15 protein-coding genes are annotated in these 19594 nt (G+C 50.9%); 9 read left to right on the forward strand and 6 right to left on the reverse strand.

Going from position 1 to position 19594, the window contains the following annotated elements; translation table 11 throughout:
• The first annotated feature begins 10 nt into the window (after positions 1-10).
• On the forward strand, positions 11-1759 hold the full coding sequence (locus HGH92_RS11910; protein WP_168870931.1) for a RagB/SusD family nutrient uptake outer membrane protein: 1749 nt from the start codon (positions 11-13) through the stop codon (positions 1757-1759).
• A gap of 162 nt (positions 1760-1921) precedes the next feature.
• Positions 1922-2719 (forward strand): hypothetical protein, encoded by a 798-nt coding sequence (locus HGH92_RS11915; RefSeq protein ID WP_168870932.1) that lies wholly within the window; start codon positions 1922-1924, stop codon positions 2717-2719.
• 76 nt (positions 2720-2795) lie between these two features.
• Here the strand turns inward: HGH92_RS11915 and HGH92_RS11920 are convergent, their stop codons facing one another.
• The 3 genes from HGH92_RS11920 to HGH92_RS11930 form a co-directional block, all read right to left on the reverse strand.
• Positions 2796-4247, reverse strand: coding sequence for a Gfo/Idh/MocA family protein (locus HGH92_RS11920; protein WP_168870933.1), 1452 nt, complete (start codon positions 4245-4247; stop codon positions 2796-2798).
• 140 nt (positions 4248-4387) lie between these two features.
• Positions 4388-5074, reverse strand: a complete 687-nt coding sequence (locus HGH92_RS11925; RefSeq protein WP_168870934.1) for a gluconate 2-dehydrogenase subunit 3 family protein — start codon at positions 5072-5074, stop codon at positions 4388-4390.
• A 101-nt stretch (positions 5075-5175) separates the two neighbouring features.
• Positions 5176-6915: a GMC family oxidoreductase gene (locus HGH92_RS11930; protein ID WP_168870935.1), complete on the reverse strand. Its 1740-nt coding sequence runs from the start codon at positions 6913-6915 to the stop codon at positions 5176-5178.
• Positions 6916-6998: 83 nt separating this feature from the next.
• On the opposite strand from HGH92_RS11930, the gene HGH92_RS11935 reads away from it, so the two are divergent.
• Positions 6999-8468, forward strand: a complete 1470-nt coding sequence (locus HGH92_RS11935; RefSeq protein WP_168870936.1) for a gluconokinase — start codon at positions 6999-7001, stop codon at positions 8466-8468.
• A gap of 59 nt (positions 8469-8527) precedes the next feature.
• Here HGH92_RS11935 and mutL read toward each other — a convergent pair whose 3' ends face one another.
• Positions 8528-10429 (reverse strand): DNA mismatch repair endonuclease MutL, encoded by a 1902-nt coding sequence (mutL, locus tag HGH92_RS11940; RefSeq protein WP_168870937.1) that lies wholly within the window; start codon positions 10427-10429, stop codon positions 8528-8530.
• Between the two features lie 323 nt (positions 10430-10752).
• Here mutL and msrB point away from each other — a divergent pair, with 323 nt between their 5' ends.
• Together msrB and HGH92_RS11950 are read left to right on the forward strand one after the other, a co-directional pair.
• On the forward strand, positions 10753-11238 hold the full coding sequence (gene msrB / locus HGH92_RS11945; protein ID WP_168870938.1) for a peptide-methionine (R)-S-oxide reductase MsrB: 486 nt from the start codon (positions 10753-10755) through the stop codon (positions 11236-11238).
• 86 nt (positions 11239-11324) lie between these two features.
• The gene (locus HGH92_RS11950; RefSeq protein WP_168870939.1) at positions 11325-12341 is read left to right on the forward strand and encodes an SRPBCC family protein; all 1017 of its coding nucleotides are present in this window, start codon (positions 11325-11327) and stop codon (positions 12339-12341) included.
• A gap of 53 nt (positions 12342-12394) precedes the next feature.
• Here the strand turns inward: HGH92_RS11950 and HGH92_RS11955 are convergent, their stop codons facing one another.
• Positions 12395-12673 (reverse strand): YciI family protein, encoded by a 279-nt coding sequence (locus tag HGH92_RS11955; RefSeq protein ID WP_168870940.1) that lies wholly within the window; start codon positions 12671-12673, stop codon positions 12395-12397.
• A gap of 231 nt (positions 12674-12904) precedes the next feature.
• On the opposite strand from HGH92_RS11955, the gene HGH92_RS11960 reads away from it, so the two are divergent.
• The 4 genes from HGH92_RS11960 to HGH92_RS11975 all read left to right on the forward strand — a co-directional run bounded on the left by HGH92_RS11960 (position 12905) and on the right by HGH92_RS11975 (position 17008).
• Positions 12905-14719: a DUF4836 family protein gene (locus tag HGH92_RS11960; protein WP_168870941.1), complete on the forward strand. Its 1815-nt coding sequence runs from the start codon at positions 12905-12907 to the stop codon at positions 14717-14719.
• A gap of 97 nt (positions 14720-14816) precedes the next feature.
• Positions 14817-15467, forward strand: a complete 651-nt coding sequence (locus HGH92_RS11965; protein ID WP_168870942.1) for an ATP-binding cassette domain-containing protein — start codon at positions 14817-14819, stop codon at positions 15465-15467.
• 9 nt (positions 15468-15476) lie between these two features.
• Positions 15477-16673 (forward strand): FtsX-like permease family protein, encoded by a 1197-nt coding sequence (locus HGH92_RS11970; protein ID WP_168870943.1) that lies wholly within the window; start codon positions 15477-15479, stop codon positions 16671-16673.
• Between the two features lie 11 nt (positions 16674-16684).
• A complete protein-coding gene (locus tag HGH92_RS11975; protein ID WP_168870944.1) occupies positions 16685-17008 on the forward strand; it encodes a Dabb family protein in 324 nt (107 codons plus the stop codon).
• Here HGH92_RS11975 and HGH92_RS11980 read toward each other — a convergent pair whose 3' ends face one another.
• A complete protein-coding gene (locus HGH92_RS11980) occupies positions 17009-19564 on the reverse strand; it encodes a DUF3857 domain-containing protein (RefSeq protein ID WP_168870945.1) in 2556 nt (851 codons plus the stop codon).
• Between the last annotated feature and the right edge of the window lie 30 nt (positions 19565-19594).

Raw genomic sequence — 19594 nt, forward strand, 5'->3', positions numbered from 1 at the left:
ACAACAAGCCATGAAAAAATCAAACATCATACAATATATAGTAGTGGCGGGATTACTGTTTGCCACTGCTGCCTGTAAAAAGGACTTCCTGGAAAAGAAGCCGCTGACAGAATATGAGGAATCAGATGTATGGAAAGACAAAGGCCTTGTACAGGCGTTTGTGAACGACCTCTATGTACAGATGCGCCCGGGATACCTGGAAGTAATGCTGGCCTCCATGACAGACGAAGCCCGCTTTATTCACGATTATAACACCTCTCTTGTTGTACAGGGCAACGTATCGCCTGACGATATCGGCCGGCTCAGTGATTTCGCCCGTTGGGACAATCACTATAAAGAGATCCGTAACTGTAACATGTTTTTCGAAAAGATTGACCAGTCGCCTATTGATGACGCCACCCGTAACGCCATGAAAGGCGAGGTGCATTTTATGCGTGCCTGGTATTATCATATGCTGGTGAAATACTATGGTGGCGTGCCATTGATCACCAAGACCTTTAATGTAAAGGGAGATGAACAGGAGATCCTGAACATTAAAAGGGCTACTTACGAAGACTGTGTGAAATTTATCTCCGACGAATGCGACAGTGCTTCCAAACTGCTGCCGGCGGTGTATGAGTTGCCGAAAGACAAAGGCCGTGTTACCAAAGGCGCAGCCATGGCGCTGAAATCAAGGGTGTTGCTCTATGCTGCCAGCGATTACTTTAATGTCAACGTAAAAAGTCCTTTGATGGGCTATACCACCGGCAGCCAGACCGACCGTTTACGGGCGGCCAAAAACGCAGCTAAAGCGGTGATGGACCTGGGTATATATGAGCTGTACCATCCTACGGATTCTGCTGCGGAGAACTACAGTCGTATCTTCCTGGACAAAGACCACAAAGAACTGATTTTTATCAAACAATATGATAAGGCGCTGTTAGGCACATCACATGATCTTTATAACGGCCCTAATGGTTATCACAACTGGGGTGGTAATGTGCCGCTGGAGAACTTTGTGACCGGTTACCAGATGAAAGACGGTTCGGCATTTTCCTGGGCCAATACCAGTCAGGCCAGTGCGCCCTATGTAGGCCGTGATCCGCGTTTCTATGCCACTATCCTCTATGATGGCGCCAAATGGAAGCCCCGTCCTAAAGACGGTGCCGAAGTAGATCCCATTGGTATTATTCAAACAGGAAAATACGAGCCTAAAAACGGCGGCCGTGACAGCGTATGGGGATTGGATACCCGCAACAGCACTATCGAAAACTGGAACGGTACTTTCTCCGGATATTACCTGCGCAAGTTCATGGACAAAAACCTGGATGCGCAGTTTTTCCGTGGCGACCAGAACTGGATTTTCATCCGTTATGCTGAAGTGCTGCTAAACTATGCAGAGGCCAGCATCTGGCTGGGAGAGGAAGCGGATGCGCTGCCTGCGCTGAACGCGGTACGCACCAGGGCAGGAATGCCTGCCACCACAGCTTCCGGCGATGCGCTGAAAGCGGTGCTGAAGTATGAAAGGAGGTATGAGCTGGCTTTTGAGGAGCATCGTTTCTTTGACGCCCGCCGCTGGGTCACTGATGCGATGACTTATTTCAACGGTAATGCACAAGGTATTGAAGTGTTGGGATCACAGATCGCCAACCATCCTTTTGTATACCGGCCTGTCAATATACAGAGCCGTACTTTTAAAGACAAGAATTACCTGCTGCCGATCCCTGCTGCCGAGATCAGGAAAAACGGCAACCTGGAACAACAGGTGCCGTATAAATAAAGGAGATATTTGCCTATATAAAGGAGAAGAGGGTGTCCCGGTATAACGGAGACACCCTCTTACGTTTATCCGTAAATCTTATAAAACAACGTCTCAATAATATAACGGCCATGTTGCTGTATGCCGCGACCTTTACATCATCAAACAAGCAACATAAAAGTTATGGAAATAAATAATAATCACCACGGACATCATGGACATCATGGACATCACGGACAGCCGTCACCAGTGGAAATGAAACTGATATCTGGTACTGACGCCATTGTAGCCGGGGAAAATACAAGGTTGATATTCAGGCCGGTGAATAACAATCATCCTGAGGCCGCTGTTCCATTAAGCATACAGCATGAAGCGGAATTTCACCTGATCATCGTAAACAGCCAGTTGACTTCTTTTGAGCATCTGCATCCTCAACGCAATGACGAGGGCAGTTATTTTATAGATGTTACGTTTAATCACGGAGGGAAATATCTCATTTACGCCGACTATCAGGCCGAAGGACATGCCCCGCAAACTGACAGGCTTACTTTGTTTGTAAAAGGCGCGGAACAACAGGCGATGGATGAAACGAATGAAAAGCACACTGCGGTCGCCGACGGATTACACCTGGCCATTGCTGCGGCAGCGTCTTTTGCAGCAGGAGCAGAAAGCCATATCCCGGTTACCATAACAAAAGAAGGAAAGGCACTGGCCGCGGCGGATATAGAGCCATATCTGGGAGCGGTGGCGCATATCATCCTGATCGGCCGGGAAGACAAAGATTTTTTGCATATCCATCCTATGTCCGACAGTCAGTTTCCGATCATCGGTCATACCCTGTTCCCCAGGGCGGACATTTACCGTATGTGGATACAATTTAAAACCGCAGGCGTATTACATACCGCCAACTTTACCATACATGTAAAAAGCAGTAACGCTGCAGAAGGTGTAACAGGGCACAGCCACCATCATCACCACTAGGCGTTAACCGTAACACAGCATACAAAAGGGTGCCCCATTGAGGCACCCTCTTTTATTAAAATCAAATATCTCCGTATTAAACGCCCAGTGACCAGCCGTCGCGGTAGGTACGTTTCACGAACTGGTTGGCTTCATCGAAGTTGGTGATCTTCATATTGGCGCCGTCCCAGAGCAGTTTGATGTAGCGTCCGGGATAGTCGTATCCTTTCCCGGAGGCTTTAGGCTTGCGGATGTCGAAGCTGCGGATAGCCAGATTGGCCATCAGGATAGTTTCAGTCAGCGGGCCTGCGATATCGAATGGTGAGCTGAGTGTTTTAGCCTGTTTACTGTTATAGCCGGCAATGGCTGCATTTACCCATTGTACGTAGTGTCCTTCCGGCACGCGGGCAATGGTTTGAGGCACATTGACTTCGGTGCTGCGGGAAGTAGGAAGCAGTTTGGGGTACATACCGTAGGTTCCGCACATCATCTTGCCTTTATCCCCAATGAAAATAGCACCGTTACCGCCGTCGCCCATCACTTCGTTGGGACCCAGTTCTTCAGGGCGTTCCGGCTGAATGCCGCCGTCCATCCAGTGCAGGGTGATTTCCTTGCCGTTTTTGCCGGGAAATTTCATGATCACATGGGAAGAAGGAGGGCAGCTTTCCGGGAAGTAGCCGCGGGTGAATTCACCTACGTAAACGCTGCCCACACTGCACTCTACGGAAGTAGGGTAGCCGAGGCCCAGTACGCGGAAAGGTGGTTCAATGATATGACAGCCCATGTCGCCGATGGCACCGGTACCGTAATCCCACCAGCCGCGCCAGTTGAACGGCACGAGGTTGTCTACATAATCTTTTTTCGGAGCAGTGCCCAGCCACAGGTCCCAGTTCAGTTCTTTAGGCACGTCTGCTTTGCCGGTAGGCCATGCAATGCCCTGCGGCCAAACGGGACGGTCTGTCCAGCAGTATACGGTGTGTACATCTCCGATCAGGCCGGCGTTGTACCACTCCATCAGCTGGCGTACGCCATCGCCGGAAGAGCCCTGGTTGCCCATCTGGCTGACCACTTTATGTCTCTTGGCGCCCTGCGTGAGCATACGCGCTTCGTAGATGTCATGTGTCAGCGGTTTCTGCACATATACGTGTTTTTTCAGCTGCATAGCGCCCATGGCGGCTACGGCGTGCTGGTGGTCCGGCGTGGACACGGAAACCGCATCGAAATTTTTGTGCTCTTTATCGAACATCTCCCGGAAGTCAGCATAGAACTTGGCCTTCGGGAATTTTTTAACGGCTTCGGCTGCACGACGGGTATCTACATCGCAGAGGAAAGCGATGTCAGCAGGTCCTTTGGCGAATTCGGAGATGTCGCCGAACCCTTTACCGCCAACACCTACACCGGCCACGCGCAGGCGGTCGCTCGGTGCGGTAAAACCTCTACCCAGTACATGACGTGGAACGATCATGAACCCTGCGGCTGCCAATGCGCCATTTCTCAGGAATGATCTGCGGGACACCTGGTTGTCCCCGCTCTTTTTTTCTGGAACCATGAGTAATATTCTTTTTAGGTACTTATTAATCGCGGATAATGACGAATCGCGGACCGCAGGGGCGAAGATAAAAGGCGAAGCCTGTTTTTCTATGCCCGTCCATCAACAGACGTCCCGGATTCATCATTCATAACGTTTATTTAATCCCAGGTCATGATCTTGCCTCTGTCTTCTATCTTGAGGCAGGTGGCCAGGGTTTTCTCGTCGTAAGCATAACCGTATTGTTTCAGCACATCGGCCGGCACGCCGTCCCACTCGTTAGGCGTATTGCCTATGTAGCCGAGGTCTTTGATGCCGATCTTGCTGGTGAAGAAACCGGTAGCGGTCAGGTTGCGCATACGGTTGAAGAATGCAACGCCCTGGCTGTTTTCAGGTGCTGCCTTTTCCGGATAGGCGATCAGGTCCACGATGGCAATACGTTGTTCAGGGCTACATTCGGCAAAGGACTTATTATACCGTTTGGCACATTGAACATCCAGCCAGCGCAGGCCGCCCCGCATGGGCAACTTATGCTCCGGGATATCTTTTACGATGAACTCGATGAATTCGGGCACTTTGGCATCGGAAGCGCTGCCGGAATGTTCGTCAGCCGGAATGATGATGTCAGCCAGGATGGTGATGGTCTTCATTTCTTCCGCGGTGAAGAATTTCTCTTCCGTCAGGGCTTTGTCCCGCAGCACTTCATCCGGCGTGCGTCCATAGCCGGCGACGTCACCTGCTTTTTTCCCGTCGGTGGTTTTTTTGTCTTCACAGCCGGTGGCGGACAGGATGGTGCCTACAGATAAAGTTCCCAGCGCAAGGGCTTTAAGGGATTCTCTTCTATCCATTTTTTATTTTTTTTATTTTTTCATTTAGTTATTTATGTCGCCAGGATCATTTGCGCTGGTCATAAATAATTAAATAATCAAATGATTAAATGGCTAAATGATTAAATGTTTTGTTTTTTCAGCTGGTCCACGATATACTCTGATGCGCGCATGGAGAGGGCGAGGATGGTCCAGGTCGGGTTTTTATCGGCCTGTGACACGAAGGCGCCGCCATCTACCACGAACAGGTTTTTTACTTCGTGTGCCTGGTTGAATTTGTTCAGCACGGAAGTTGCCGGGTTGTCGCCCATGCGGGTGGTGCCCACTTCGTGGATAATACGGCCAGGGTTTTCCAGCCCGTATTTGGTGTCTTCTCCGGGTTTGGTGCCGGAAGGAACGCCGCCCATCTCCACGATCAGCTGCTCGAATGTGTCCTGCATGTGTTTGGCCTGTTTGATCTCATGATCGCTCCAGGTATAGTGGAAACGCAGTACGGGGATACCGTATTTGTCTACCACATTAGGATCTATTTCGCAGTAGTTGTCTTCCCGCGCAATACATTCTCCTCTGCCTGCAAAGCCGATGTAGGCGCCGAAGTAACGACGGTAATCGTCTTTCAGGGAAGCGCCGTAACCGCCGGCTGCTTTGGGTTTGCCATCGCGACCGGGGTATTTTCCGTTCATGTTTTCCATGCCGAAGCCATAGCCATAGGAGGGCATATGCATACCGCCGCCCATTTCAATGTGGTAGCCGCGGGCGAAGTCCAGTTTTTTATTGTCGCCCCACCATGGAATGTAGAGGTGCATACCGCCTACGCCGTCTTCGTTGTAGCGTTTACGGTCCATCAGTGCGGGGACGAAGCCGCCGCGGGATGCGCCGGTGGAGTCGTGCAGGTATTTGCCGACTACGCCGCTGGAGTTGGCAAGACCATTAGGATGTTTGGCAGATTTGGAATTGAGCAGCAGCCGGGCCGATTCGCAGGCGCTGGCGGCAAGTACCACCACGCGGGCGTTAACGGAATATTCCTGCATATCTGCTTTATCGATATAAGCTACGCCGGTGGCTTTGCCGCTGTCGTCGGTGAGTACTTCCCGCACCATAGCGTTGGTGTAGAGGTCTACATGCCCGCTTTTCATGGCGGGTTTTACCAGCACGGAGGATGAGGAGAAGTCGCCGTATACGGTACAGCCACGGTTACACTGGCTGCAATAGAAACATGGGCTGCGGTCTTTGTTGACCGAGCGGGTGAGGATAGACAGACGCGCAGGGATAACGGGAAGGCCCATTTTTTCACCGGCACGCTTTACCATCAGCTCGTGCATCCTGGGTTTGGGAGGAGGGAGGAAGAAACCGTCCGGTTCATTGGGCAGGTTTTCTTTTGAGCCGAATACGCCGATCAATTTATCTACCCTGTCGTAATAGGGCGCCACATCTGCATAGCTGATAGGCCAGTCGTCTCCCAGTCCGTCATAACTTTTATGTTTGAAATCGCGTTCTCCAAAACGAAGGGAAATACGTCCCCAGTGGTTGGTACGTCCTCCCAGCATGCGGGAGCGGAACCAGTCGAATTCGGTCCCGTTCTTTTTCGTATATGGTTCACCGTCAATCTGCCATCCGCCGTAGGCGGCATCAAAATCGCCGAAGGCGCGGGTTGTGCTGGCACCTCTTCTGGGAGATTCGTAGGGCCATTTCAGTTGAGTCGCCTGTTCCGGGTCTGCCGGATCATATTTAGGCCCCGCTTCCAGGAGCGCTACTTTAAGCCCGGCCTCTGATAATATTTTGGCTGCCATGCCGCCACCGGCACCCGAACCAACAATACAAACATCATAAAGCTTAGCCTGTTTTTTAATTTCAAAAGCCATTTGCGTGGAAATTTTTGGACTTTATTTAAAGAACACCGGTTTTAAATCTATAAATTAAATGCGTAAAAAGTTGTCTTTTTTTTATGAGTGAGCAGACACCCTACATCATCGGCGTAGATATCGGTACCAGTAGTGCTAAAACGATTGGGCTTGCCCCTCAGAAAGAGGTGGTCGTGGGGGTATATCAACAGGCATATTCCACCCGGTACCCACAGCCGGGATATGCAGAGCAGGACCCGCTGCTGTTGCTGGATGCGGTCAAAAAAGGTATCCGGGAAGTGGTGTCGCAGGCGGGGCGCCCGCCGGCAGCTGTCTCTTTCAGCAGCGCCATGCACAGCATCATGGCGGTCGACAGGCAGGGGAATGCCCTTACGCCGCTGATACTTTGGGCCGACAATCGCAGTGAGCCACAGGCGCTGGCCCTGCGGGACACGGAAGCAGGGAGACGGTTGTACCGGCAAACGGGCACGCCGGTACACGCCATGTCGCCCCTCTGTAAGTTGCGCTGGATGCGTGAAACGCAACCAGCCCTTTTCGCCCGGTCCGCCATCTTTCCGGGTATCAAGGAATATATTCTTTATCATTTTTTCGGGAGATATATAAGCGATCATTCGATAGCCTCTGCAACCGGGCTGTTTGATATTGCCACGCTGCAATGGAGCCCGGAGGCACTGGAATATGCCGGTATTACGGCAGCGCAACTGCCGGAGCCGGTACCGGCCACCTTCCGGCTGCCGCCACTGTTGCCGGCTGTAGCGGCGGAACTGGGTATCCCGGCCGATACGCCTTTTATCATTGGCGGCAGCGATGGCTGCCTGGCCCAGCTGGGAAGCCGGGCACTCGGCCCGGGGCATGCCACCATCACCATCGGTACCAGTGGAGCGGTACGCATGGCTTCTTCGCGGCCGCAGACAGACGTCCACGGCCGCCTGTTCACCTACCTGCTGACAGACGACGTCTATATCACCGGCGGCGCCACCAATAACGGCGGTGCATTGCTGCAATGGCTGGTGCGCGATTTCCTGCGAATGCCGCTGACGGCCCTGCAACCGCTGGTGGAAGAGGCGTTGCAAACAGATACCGGTTCATTATTATGTCTTCCCTATCTGCTCGGTGAAAGGGCTCCTGTCTGGAACAGCCACGCCACAGCAGCTTTTGTGGGCATCCGGCCCGGACATACCGCCGCCCATTTTATGCGGGCCATGCTGGAAGGGATCTGTTTTGCACTGCTGAGCATCCGCCAGGCGCTGACAGAAACTGCCGGCCCGGTCCGGCGTATATCCGTTAGCGGTGGCTTTACCGCCACGCCGGGATGGATACAGTTGCTGGCGGATATTTTCGGGCAGGAGATGGAGCTCCATCAGCAGAACGATGCCTCTGCACTCGGCGCTATCCTTTTGGCTGCCAGGGAGTTGCACCTGCCGGAGGGAGATGGGGAAGGTGCTGCCGCTATGGTGTTCCATCCTGACAGCGACAAATATCAGGGGTATCAAAAGAAATTTGAACGGTTCCAACGGCTGTACGACACTCTGAAAGCAGCCGGGGAACAGTAGTGATAAAAAGAAGGCCCGTGCATATCAAATGCACGGGCCTTCTTTTTTATAGAAAGGTCTTAATTACCTCTTTCAAACATCCGGGCCAGGTCCGTGAGTTTGAATGAAATGAACGTGAATTTCCCGCTGGGGGCAACATTCGGCATGCTGCAGGCGAAAAGTTCGTCGATCATGTTCTGCATTTCACGGGCGGAGAGGATTTTACCTGCCGGGATGGCGTTGTTACGGGCCATAGAACGTACCAGTTGTTCGCGGCGGTCTATTTTAAGTTCGCTGAAGTTCTTGAACTGTTCGAGGAGACCTTCAATAGTAGCCTGGTCGTTGCCGGACTGCATATCGGCGGGCGTGCCTCTTACGATAAAGGTATGGTTGCCGAAAGGTTCCAGTTCGTAGCCCAGTGCCTGAAGTTCGGGCAGCATCTCGGCAACCAGCACCGCGTCTGCCGGTGGCAGCTGCAATGTCTGGGGGAAGAGGCTTTGCTGGGTGGCCATCGGCGCTTCTGTAAGGGCACGCTGATAGCGTTCGAACAGGATACGTTCGTGTGCAGCCTGCTGGTCGATCAGGATGAAGCCTGATTTTATCTGCGACAGGATGAACTGCTGATGTACCTGTACCGGCACTTTCTGGTCGGTGGCAGTGTCCTGCCAGCGTTCGTCGATCACGGAAGCGGTGGCGTGGGGCTGGCTTTCGTAGGTCACGGCCGGGCGTGTTTCCGGCTCCACGGTATAGGAGCTGATGGTATATCCTTCAGTTTCCGGTGTCTGCCGGGGGCTTTCATATAGGTCTTTCCAGTGTTTCAGATTGCTGCTGCTACTGCTTTTGTCAATCATATGGGCCTGGTTGGCCTGTGTAAACGATTTATAGAGGGGGGAATGGGTATATTCCTCCTGTTGTTGTTTGGTGAACGGTTTGCTTACGGCGTCGAGGGCCTGTATGCTGGGGTCAAGGTCGAAATCGAGCGTGGCTGTCACGTTGAACTGGGCCAGCGCGTGTTTGACTGTTGCCTGCACGAAAGCATACATTACTTTTTCATCGTCGAACTTGATTTCCTGTTTGGTTGGGTGTACGTTGATGTCCACATGTTCCGGGTTGACATCAATAAACAGGACGTACAGCGGGTAGCTGTCGGCCGGGATAATGTCTGCGAAAGCGCTCATGACTGCGTGGTGCAGGTAAGGGCTTTTGATGTACCGGTTGTTGACAAAAAAGAACTGGTCGCCCCTGGTTTTTTTGGCTGTTTCCGGTTTACCGACAAAACCATACACGTTCATATAGTCGGTGCTTTCCTTCACATTTACCAGGCGGGCATTATAATGTTGTCCGAGGATAGCGATGATCCGCTGTTTCAGGGAACCTTTATCAAGATGGAAAAGTTGCTGGTTGTTGCTGGTGAGCGAGAACTGCAGTTGGGGGAAGGCCATGGCCACGCGGATAAACTCATCCACAATATGCCGCATCTCTGCCGCGTTACTTTTAAGGAAGTTGCGGCGGGCGGGCACGTTGAAGAAGAGGTTCTTCATGGCGATGCTGGTGCCGTCAGCGGTTTGGCAGGGTTCCTGTTTTTTGACTACGCTGTTGTCTATTTCCACGTAGGAACCTACGTCGGTGCCTTTTTTCCGGGTTTTAAGCTCTACCTGGGATACGGCTGCGATGGAAGCGAGGGCTTCACCTCTGAAACCCATGGTCCGGATCTGGAAGAGGTCATCTATGGATTGTATCTTGGAGGTGGCATGGCGTTCAAAGCACATACGGGCATCTGTTTCGCTCATACCGCCACCGTTATCGATTACCTGCACCAGTTCTTTGCCTGCGTCTTTTATGATCAGCTGAATCTCGGTCGCACCTGCGTCCACGGCATTTTCCAGTAATTCCTTTACCGCTGATGCCGGTCTTTGTATCACTTCGCCTGCAGCTATCTGGTTCGCTATATTGTCTGGTAATAAATTGATGATGTCCGCCACTTAACTAGCCTTTTGGCGTAAAGTTAATAATTTATACGCAGTTGCTCACGGGTGATTATCAGACTGTTTTAAACATTTAAGTGCGGGATTTACTAAATACCGGGTTGATTTGCAGGAAATAACAATCCATTAAGGCGGTTCATACGTAATTTATTAAGAGAAAAAATATTCATCAGGCCAACAGAGAAAATACAATGATAGTGTTAATGACCCGTTAACGGAACAAAACGCTATGCTTGAACCTGCAGAATCTGATAATTTTGAGCATCTTATATTAGTCACCAACTGATCAGACCCACGCTAAAAGCGACAAAAAGAATTCAATGGAAGAAGGAAAAAAGAAGGGAGAGGTATACTCCCATTCGGATACAAGTAAAGTTAACTTAACGGATGACGAATGGAAAAAGATCTTACCGCCGGAAGTCTATAATATCGCCAGAGAAAAAGGAACAGAATGGGCATTTACCGGCAAGTACTGGAACAGCAAAGAACAAGGGACCTATTACTGCGCTGCCTGTGGCCATCCGCTTTTTGTATCCGATGCCAAATTTGAGAGTAGCTGTGGCTGGCCCAGCTTTTTTGAGCCGGTAGCCAAATCCAGCGTTATCTATGCTCCTGACAACAGCCATGGCATGCACCGTACGGAAGTGCTGTGCGGCCGCTGCAGGTCGCATCTGGGCCACGTTTTTGATGACGGACCGCCACCTACAGGGCTCCGTTACTGTATCAACTCGGTGATCCTGGATTTTGAGCAGGCCAAAGAAGCCGACAAGCAATATTCAGAAAAAGAAGGAAAGGAAAAAGAGTAACCCGAACTGTTTATCACGGATGCCAACGGCTCCGGCGGAGGCACAATAAAAAAGCGTATTTTTATTGTAATCAATTCCCCGGAGTTATGAAAGTCTTAAAAGCACTTGCCTGGATTGTAGGTACTCTCTTGCTTGTACTGATTATACTCATTTTTGCAGCCCCAACCCAATTGCACGTGGAACGTACGGTGGAAATCAATGCACCGGCATCTATCGTGTGGAATGATATTGTCCGGTTCGAGAAGTTCAATCAATGGAATACCTGGAAGCTGATGGACTCCACCGCTGAATATACCATCTCCGGAGATGACGGCACTGTGGGCGCCGTAGACGCCTGGAAAGGCAAAAAGATAGGAGAGGGCAAACTCCAGCATCTCTCGCTGGACCCCAATAAGTCCATTCAACAGAAACTGACGTTTGTGACACCGTTCCGCTCTGAATCGGATGTGTTCTTCCAGCTCTCTGAGGCCGCGGGCAAAACCAAGGTGGTATGGGGCTTTGACGCCCATTACGACCGTCCGCAAAATGTGATGGCCCTTTTCATGAAAGGTGCGGTGGAAGAGGACTTTGCCAAAGGCCTCAATAACCTTAAAAGTATGGCAGAGGCCGACAAAAACGGCCCCGGCACGCCTAACGGCATCAATGTCACCGTTCGTGAAATGGACTTCCCTGCCACTACTTATGCTGCTGCCCGTAAAACAGTGCCCTTTAAAGGGATCTCTAATTATTATCGCACCAACCTGGAACAGATCTATAAAGCGGCCACTGCTGCAAAACTCCAGCCAGGCGTGCCCTGCGGGCTTTTTTATACCTGGGACGAGAAAAAAAGGGAAGCAGACATGGCTGCTGCCATACCCGTACCGGAAGGCAGTACACTGGGACCAGGCTTTGAAATTATCAGGCTACCGGCCGCCAAAGCCGCCTATGCGGACTACTACGGGCCCTATGATAAAATCGCCAATGCCCACGTGGCCATCCAGCAGTTCATAGAAAAAAAGGGTAAAAAAATAATCCCGCCCACCATGGAGATGTATGTGACAGATCCGGGCAAAGAGAAGGATAGTAGCAAATGGCTGACTAAAGTCATTTACTTTATGCAGTGAGAATGAGCACCAACGGAAAGAGATAAACGAAAAAGCCGGCAAAAATGAAAAGACTATCTGGCGGAAACAGCTGGGTAGGTGGTAGGTTCAAATTCTATGATCTCGTACATGGCCAGCTGGTTTCTCTCCAGCGGGTCTTCACTCATGATCTGCTCCACTTCCCTACGGCTCGAGGCCTGGCATAGGATCAGCGCGCCGGACTTGGGCTTTCGCCTGCCAGACAGGATGAACTTGCCGTTGTCATAATATTTTTGCAGGAACGCCGTATGCGCTTCCATAAAGTGCTCTACCGCCGCAACCGGACGGATGTATTGCAGAAGAATCAGGAACATAAAGGTTTTTCGATGGTTTTAGATGTTTGTTTCATAGTAAGCAACAAAGGTATTAAACTATATAGAACCTAAAATATTGTATTGTGGCATAGTTGTCCCCAAAAATAGAGACATATAAGCTACAAAAATATGCGTACTTTCGCACCACCGAAATACCACGATTGTGGGAATGTACCGGGCAGATGGTCGGTATCCCTACCATAGTCAATTTTATTAACTCTTATATCTTTTATGAAAAGAACAATTTCCAAAGTTTTGTTAACCGCTGTAACTGCAGCGGTAGTGCTGTCGTCCTGCTCCAAGGTTCCGGAAGTAAGTAAACACATCCCCAAAACAGCCGGCGTAGTGATAGACCTGAACGCCAAAGAAATTACCCAGAAACTGGCTACCAACGGGCTCACCATGGACAAACTCTTCTCCGCTGTTCAGTCCAAAGACACTTCCAGCGAAGTGATGAAAGCATGGAAAGATGCGGAGAACTCCGGTATCGACCTGAAAAACCACTTCTTTGTGTCCTTCGTGTTCCAGGGCCAGGCAGGCGATAACAAGTCTTACATCACCGCCACCGCCAGCCTCACAGATGCTGATAAGTTCGAAGGCTTCCTGAAAAAAAGCGAGAAAAACTTCTCCCTGAAATCCGGCAAAGACTTCAAATACATCATTGAGGAAGAAAGCAAAGGCATCGTAGCGTGGAACAAATCCACTGTTATCTTCCTGACCAACATTGACCCGAACGGTATCAATAAATACGCACCGGCTGGTACTCCCGGCTTGTCCAGCCCTGACAGCGACAGTGAGGCTGACACCGCCGCCGCAGCGGCAACCACTACCCCGGTAGCGCTGGTAACTGCCGAAGAAGACGCTGCTAATGCTACCATGGTAGCGGAAGTAGATCACCTCTTCCATCTGAAAGAGAACGAAACCGCCGGCGCCATCGAGCCGTTTGCCAAACTGCTGAAAGAAAACGCCGATATGAGCGTTTTCGTAAATCCGGAAGCGATCTACAATAGCGGTATGCTGACCATGATCCCTGCCAATTTCAAAAAACTGATGGAAGGTACCTACTATACCGGTACTTCCAACTTCGAGAAAGGCAGAATCGTTGCTAACGGCAACTACTATATGGGCAAAGAAATAGCCAGCATCTTCAAAAAATACGGTAACAAGGAAATCGACATGGACATGCTGAAGAAATATCCTTCGCAGAACCTGGCCGGTTTCATGTCTTACGCTTTTGACTTCCATATGGTAGGCGAAATCGTTAAATCCACCGGTATGGACGGCATCGCGAACATGTTCCTGGCTAAATCCGGCCTGTCTATGGACGATATCCTGAATGCTTTTGAAGGCCAGTTCACCTATGTTGTGTCTGACTTCGGCATTGAAAAGAAAGAATCCAAATACTCCCCGGGCGAATTCTATGAGGAGCCTACTTCCAAATGGATCTTCAACCTGAAAGTGGGCAACAAGGAAGCATTCAATAAAGTAATGACTTCCCCGATGCTGAAAGAAATGTTCACCAAAGAAGGTGACCGCTATGTATATGCCAACCCGGGCATGACTGCCGCTGGTATGCCTGCCGTTTCCATCACAGAGAAATTCATCACAGTAGGCTCCGACAGCGTACTGCTGCAGGACTATCTGGCTGGTAAAGGCAGCCTGAAACTGCCTGAAGGCATCGAAGGTAAAGTGAAAGGCAGCATGATGGGCGGTTATGTAGACCTGGAAAAAGTAATCAGCGTTATTCCGGAAGATAAAGCCAACAGCGAAGAAGAAAAAGGCCTCCTGGTTAAACTGAAAGGCCTCCTGAAAGACATGACCGTGGTTACCAAAGCCGCCAGCGGCGACGTTTCCAAATCTGAAATCATCCTCAACTTTAAAAACAAGGATGAGAACAGCCTGGTACAGCTGATCAACTTCGGAACCGAAGCAGCTAAAGCCATGGAAGCGAAAAAAGCGAAAGAAAAAGCACTGGAAGACAGCCTGTTTGCCACACCGGTAGACGCTCCTGTTGCTGCTGACACCATCGCTGCCCCTGCGCGATAAACAGCTATCATATCTTTTAAATCTTTATACGGGCCGGAGCAAATAAGCTGCTCCGGCCCTTTTTATTTATATTGGGAACTGTTAATCAGCTCGGCATATGCAAATTCAGATACAACAACTGATGCCCATTCCCCTGAAGGACAAGCTGCTACAGCGCTCTTCCGGTATATGGAACCAGGATGTGACCTTCAGCCCCGGCAGCTTTATTAAAATAAAAGCCCCTTCCGGTACCGGGAAAACAACCCTGGTACACTACCTCTATCATATCCGTTACGACTATACGGGCACGGTGCTGGTGGACAACCGGCCATGGGCTGCCTACAACAAAAACGAACTGGCCGCCATGCGGCAGCAACAAATCAGCATTATCTTCCAGGACCTGCGGCTGTTTGAACAACTGACGGCTGCTGAAAATATCGACCTGAAACGGGTAATGCTGCCAAATCCATACTGCTCCCCGGAGAAAATCCGCGAAATGGCCGCCCGGCTCAATGTGACGCATGTGCTGCAACAAAGCGGCAAAACATTGTCCTACGGCGAACGCCAGCGGATTGCTATTATCCGGGCGCTGTCGCAGCCGTTTCAATGGCTGCTGATGGATGAGCCCTTCAGTCACCTCGACGAGGAAAACACCCGTCGCGCTGCCGCCCTCATCGCCGCCGAATGCAAGGCCCGCAACGCCGGCTTTATTTTAACTGATCTGGATGATGATCAGCATTTTTCATATGATGTTCATTATCAGCTTTAATGTTATTCCATGCGCCCGTTTTTTGAACTGCTGAAAAAAATTATACATACCGGCATTGGCAAAAGCCGTTTCCTGATGGCCTCCGTTGGCCTCGGTATCGCTATGCTGCTGATACTGGTGGCCATCCAGGTGCATTCCAACTTTAACCAGTTGCTGTACAGCACCAAAAACCAGAACGAAACAGCCGACTTCCTGGTCATCAATAAAAAAATCACCAACGCCATTATGGGCCAAAGCGGGAAAAGCGCTTTCACCCCTGACGAAATCAACCAGATCAAAACACAGCCTTTCGTGCAGGCGTTCGGGTTAATTACCTCCAGCCGGTTTAAAGTAGTGGTGCAGGCGCCCGGTGACCTGCATTTTGCGACGGACATGTTCTTTGAATCTGTGCCTGACAGCTTCCTGGACGTGAAGAACGACGACTGGAAATGGAACGCCGGCGACCGTACCATTCCCATTATCCTGCCGAGCGACTTCCTGAACCTGTACAATTTCGGGTTCTCCCTCAGCCAGGACCTGCCGCAGATTTCGCAGGAAACCGTCAAGGCGCTGCCCCTCCAGGTGGTCATCTCCAATAACATCACCTCAGAACAATACATCGGACATGTGGTGGGTTTCTCCGACAGGATCTCTTCTTTCCTGGTCCCGGCTTCCTTCATGTCCTGGGCCAACGAAAAATATGGTACTGCCCGCGAAGCTCCCATATCAAGGGTGATCATTAAAACACCTGACCCTTCCAGCCCGACACTGGTAAAATTCCTGGACGATAACGGATATACCACCAACCAGGATAAGCTTAAATTCAGTAAAACACGCCTGATCGTACAGACAATTGTGTCTGTGATCGGCTTCTTCGGGCTGATATTATTGCTGTTCGCCATGTTGGTGTTCAGTATGTTTATCCAGCTGATCATTGCGTCCTGTAAGCGGGAAATACAGCTGCTGGTCATGCTGGGCACGGCCCCCCGTCAGCTGAAACGTTACCTGTTAAAACAGTTTGTCCCGTTGTACGTTATCATCGGAGTGGTGTGTTTATTACTGCTGGCAGGGTTGCAATATGTGACGGCTTCGGTGCTGGCGAAACATGACATGGTGGTCAGCGTTTGGCCCGGCCCCGGCGTTTTTGCCGGTACGGTGCTGGTACTCGGACTGGTATACTTCGTCAATCTGCTGACTGTTAACCGATATGTCAATAAAGAATCCTAAAATCCATCAACATGAAAGCATTGGATAAAAAGCTTGTACACGTAGTGAATTTCACCCTGAAACCCGGATTGTCTGCGGAAGACAGGCGCCGGTTTGAAGCAGGTGTGAGCAGTTTGCACACGATAGACGAGATTGCCATTTTTAATGTTGGCAAGCCGGCGCCGGTAGATGACGGGCCCACGATCGACAGAAATTATGACTATTGCCTGCTGTGTATTTTTGAAGATATCGAGGCGCACGACCGCTACCAGGTACACCCGGTGCATCTCAATTTCATTGAGCAGTGCCGCCAATACTGGGAAAAGGTAGTGGCCTTCGATTCTGAAACCATTTGATCAATCCCGCAGCAGTGCAGGATGTGGCATAATAAAAGTGGCTTTTGCACGCGGGGAGATCAACAGGTAAGGTACCCAGAGGGCCATACGTAATAGTGGCCAGATGATGGAGTTCTGGTCCCAGAGGCCGCCCGGCGTGCTTTCTCCGAAATAGTGAGCGTTAAGACGATTAAAAACAAACAAATACAGGGTACTGGCAAAATAATAGGTAGCCAGCGCAAAAGGAAAAGTATCCCTCCTGTTGAAGAACAGGACCGCCAGTAAAACCGAGTAACACAAGAGAAAAACCCTGATAATCACTTCTCCTATCAGATAAAGCTGTACCACCGAGATATTCCCCAGGTCGCGCCGTGCAGATACTGTCGCCCATATTTCATAGTTAAACACATCAGCCTTACACAGGAACATTAATTCATACATCGGAGAGAATACCAGTCCGATTGCCAGTAGCGAAAGCCAGCCGCCAATGGGCATCGGCTCCAGTGGATGCTGCACCGGCAATACAGAATGCCGGTAATACCGGGTGGCGAGGTGGGCAAATACCGCTGCTGCACAGAGGGCCAGCACTATCGCCAGCCAGTTGCCCCTGACAGCAGGCCCGTTGGCAGGCTGCATCAGCGCAGGCTTTAATGTCAGGTCCAGCGAAGTGGTTTTTTGTATTTCTTTTATCTCCCCGGCGTACTGTCGCATATACGCCGCGGGCACGTGGTCTCGGAAGGTTTTCAGGGAATAGGACAGGACAATCTGTCTGCCGCTGTGAGTGGCGGTGAAGTCAAACTGATAATAATCGTTTTTGACATGCAGCGGCGTTTCTTCCAGCGACCATTCTACTGGTGTATTAATAATGATCTGATAGTCCTGATTGTAGGGATACCGGATAGCGAGCGGCACTTTCCTGTTCACATCGGTGACATAAGGCAGTATATCGGCCGGCGACTGTGCGATAACAGAGAACTGTAGTTTATTGGTAGCGCTGTCTTTTTTCCAGAGATGACGGACCACATAGCTCTCATGGATGCGGAGAATGTTGCTGTCGGGGTTATCGCGAAGGACGAGAGAATCTTTCAGCGCCATTTCCCCATAGAGCTTCCGGTAGAAGGTGAGAAAGGTAGATTCTTTATCCTTCAGGCTGGCCGACGCCATAGTAGCCCGTTGTGCGTCTGCATCTTCGCGGTACCAGGCGGTGTTGGCGGTGAGGGTGCCATCCTCTCCTTCTTTTTCCGGCAGGGTGATGGTTTCCCGGATAACGACCTGGCCGCTGTGGGCTTTTCGTATAGGCGTCAGCTGCGTAGTGGTGTCTGTGATGACCAGGGCCAGCTGGTATTCCGGCTCACAGAAGTCTGCCAGCCGGCCGCGCTGATAGGAAAGGGTCGGGTCCAGCCAGTATGTTTTTCCTCCCACCATGGCGCAGACGATCGCATGGTTAAACGCAGTGGGAGAAGGAAGCCGCTGGCTGACAACTTCTTTCAGGTCGGTATTCACATAAGCCATGTGGGCGCTGATGCCGTTGGCATTCAGCAGGGAGCAGAGCAGCAGCGATTTGTCTTTGCAGTCGCCGAAACGCTGTGCCAGTACTCTGTCAGGCGTATTGGGCCGGTGGGAGTATTCCCCCATTTCGATGCCCATGTAGCGGATATCGTCCTGCACAAAACGAAGTGCGGCCTGAAGATAGGCTTCCGGGCTGTTGCCGGCCTGTTGTTTCAGGGAGGCAACTTTGTTTTTGATGGCGGTTCCCGGCGGGGAGATCGTATTTATCCACTGTGCCCATTGTGCTATTTCCTGCCAGCTGTTGTATTCACTGACCTGTACCCGGGCGAAGGGATTGTACCAGGAAGGCAGGTTGCTGAAGTTGTCATCATCCTGTAGGTTGATGTGATGCCATTCGTAGACGGCAAGTCCGTTCCAGCTGCGTTGCTGAGGCAGCGCGGCCTGGCTGTATGCTTTAAAGTGCAGCTGCCTGTCGGGGCGTGCAATAATGTTACGGTAAAAGTTAACAACGGGATCTGAGGCTACCTGGTAGTATTCTTCATCTATTTTGTTGTCGAAGATGGGGTTGTTACCGGTAAGGGAATAGCTGTATTCTATCTGATCGCCTTTGCGTACATCTTCCAGGATGAGGTAGGCGGTATAGGTGCCGCTATAGATAAAGCGGGAGAGGTCTTCTTCCTGCTGCAGTACTTTAAAGGCTGCGCCGGCAAGGCGGTTGATTTCATGGCCGTCCCGTTTGATGACGATACGATGGAAAGTCAGTTTTTCATATTGAGGGTCATAGTCCACTGATATCTGGGAACCGTTTTGGATGCCTGCTTCAGAAACGATCTGGCGGACATAGTGATGATAGCCGCTCTGTAATTCTGCCTGGTATTGGGTTTCAGCCACGAGCAGGTAAAATCCGTCACTGATATGTTTGGCATTGGGCTTTTGTTGCAGATTGGGTTGCCAGGGCACCAGCCAGGAGGGGACGGGACCGGTGCTGACCGGTTTTTGCCGGGCCTGTGTTACTGCCGGCAGGAGTGCCAGCAGTAACACAAGTATTTGGTTCAAGGTACGGGTCATAAGCAGGGGTTTAAACGTTCACAGCAACCT

Origin of the sequence: Chitinophaga varians, assembly GCF_012641275.1 — a bacterium.
Lineage (GTDB): Bacteria > Bacteroidota > Bacteroidia > Chitinophagales > Chitinophagaceae > Chitinophaga > Chitinophaga varians_A.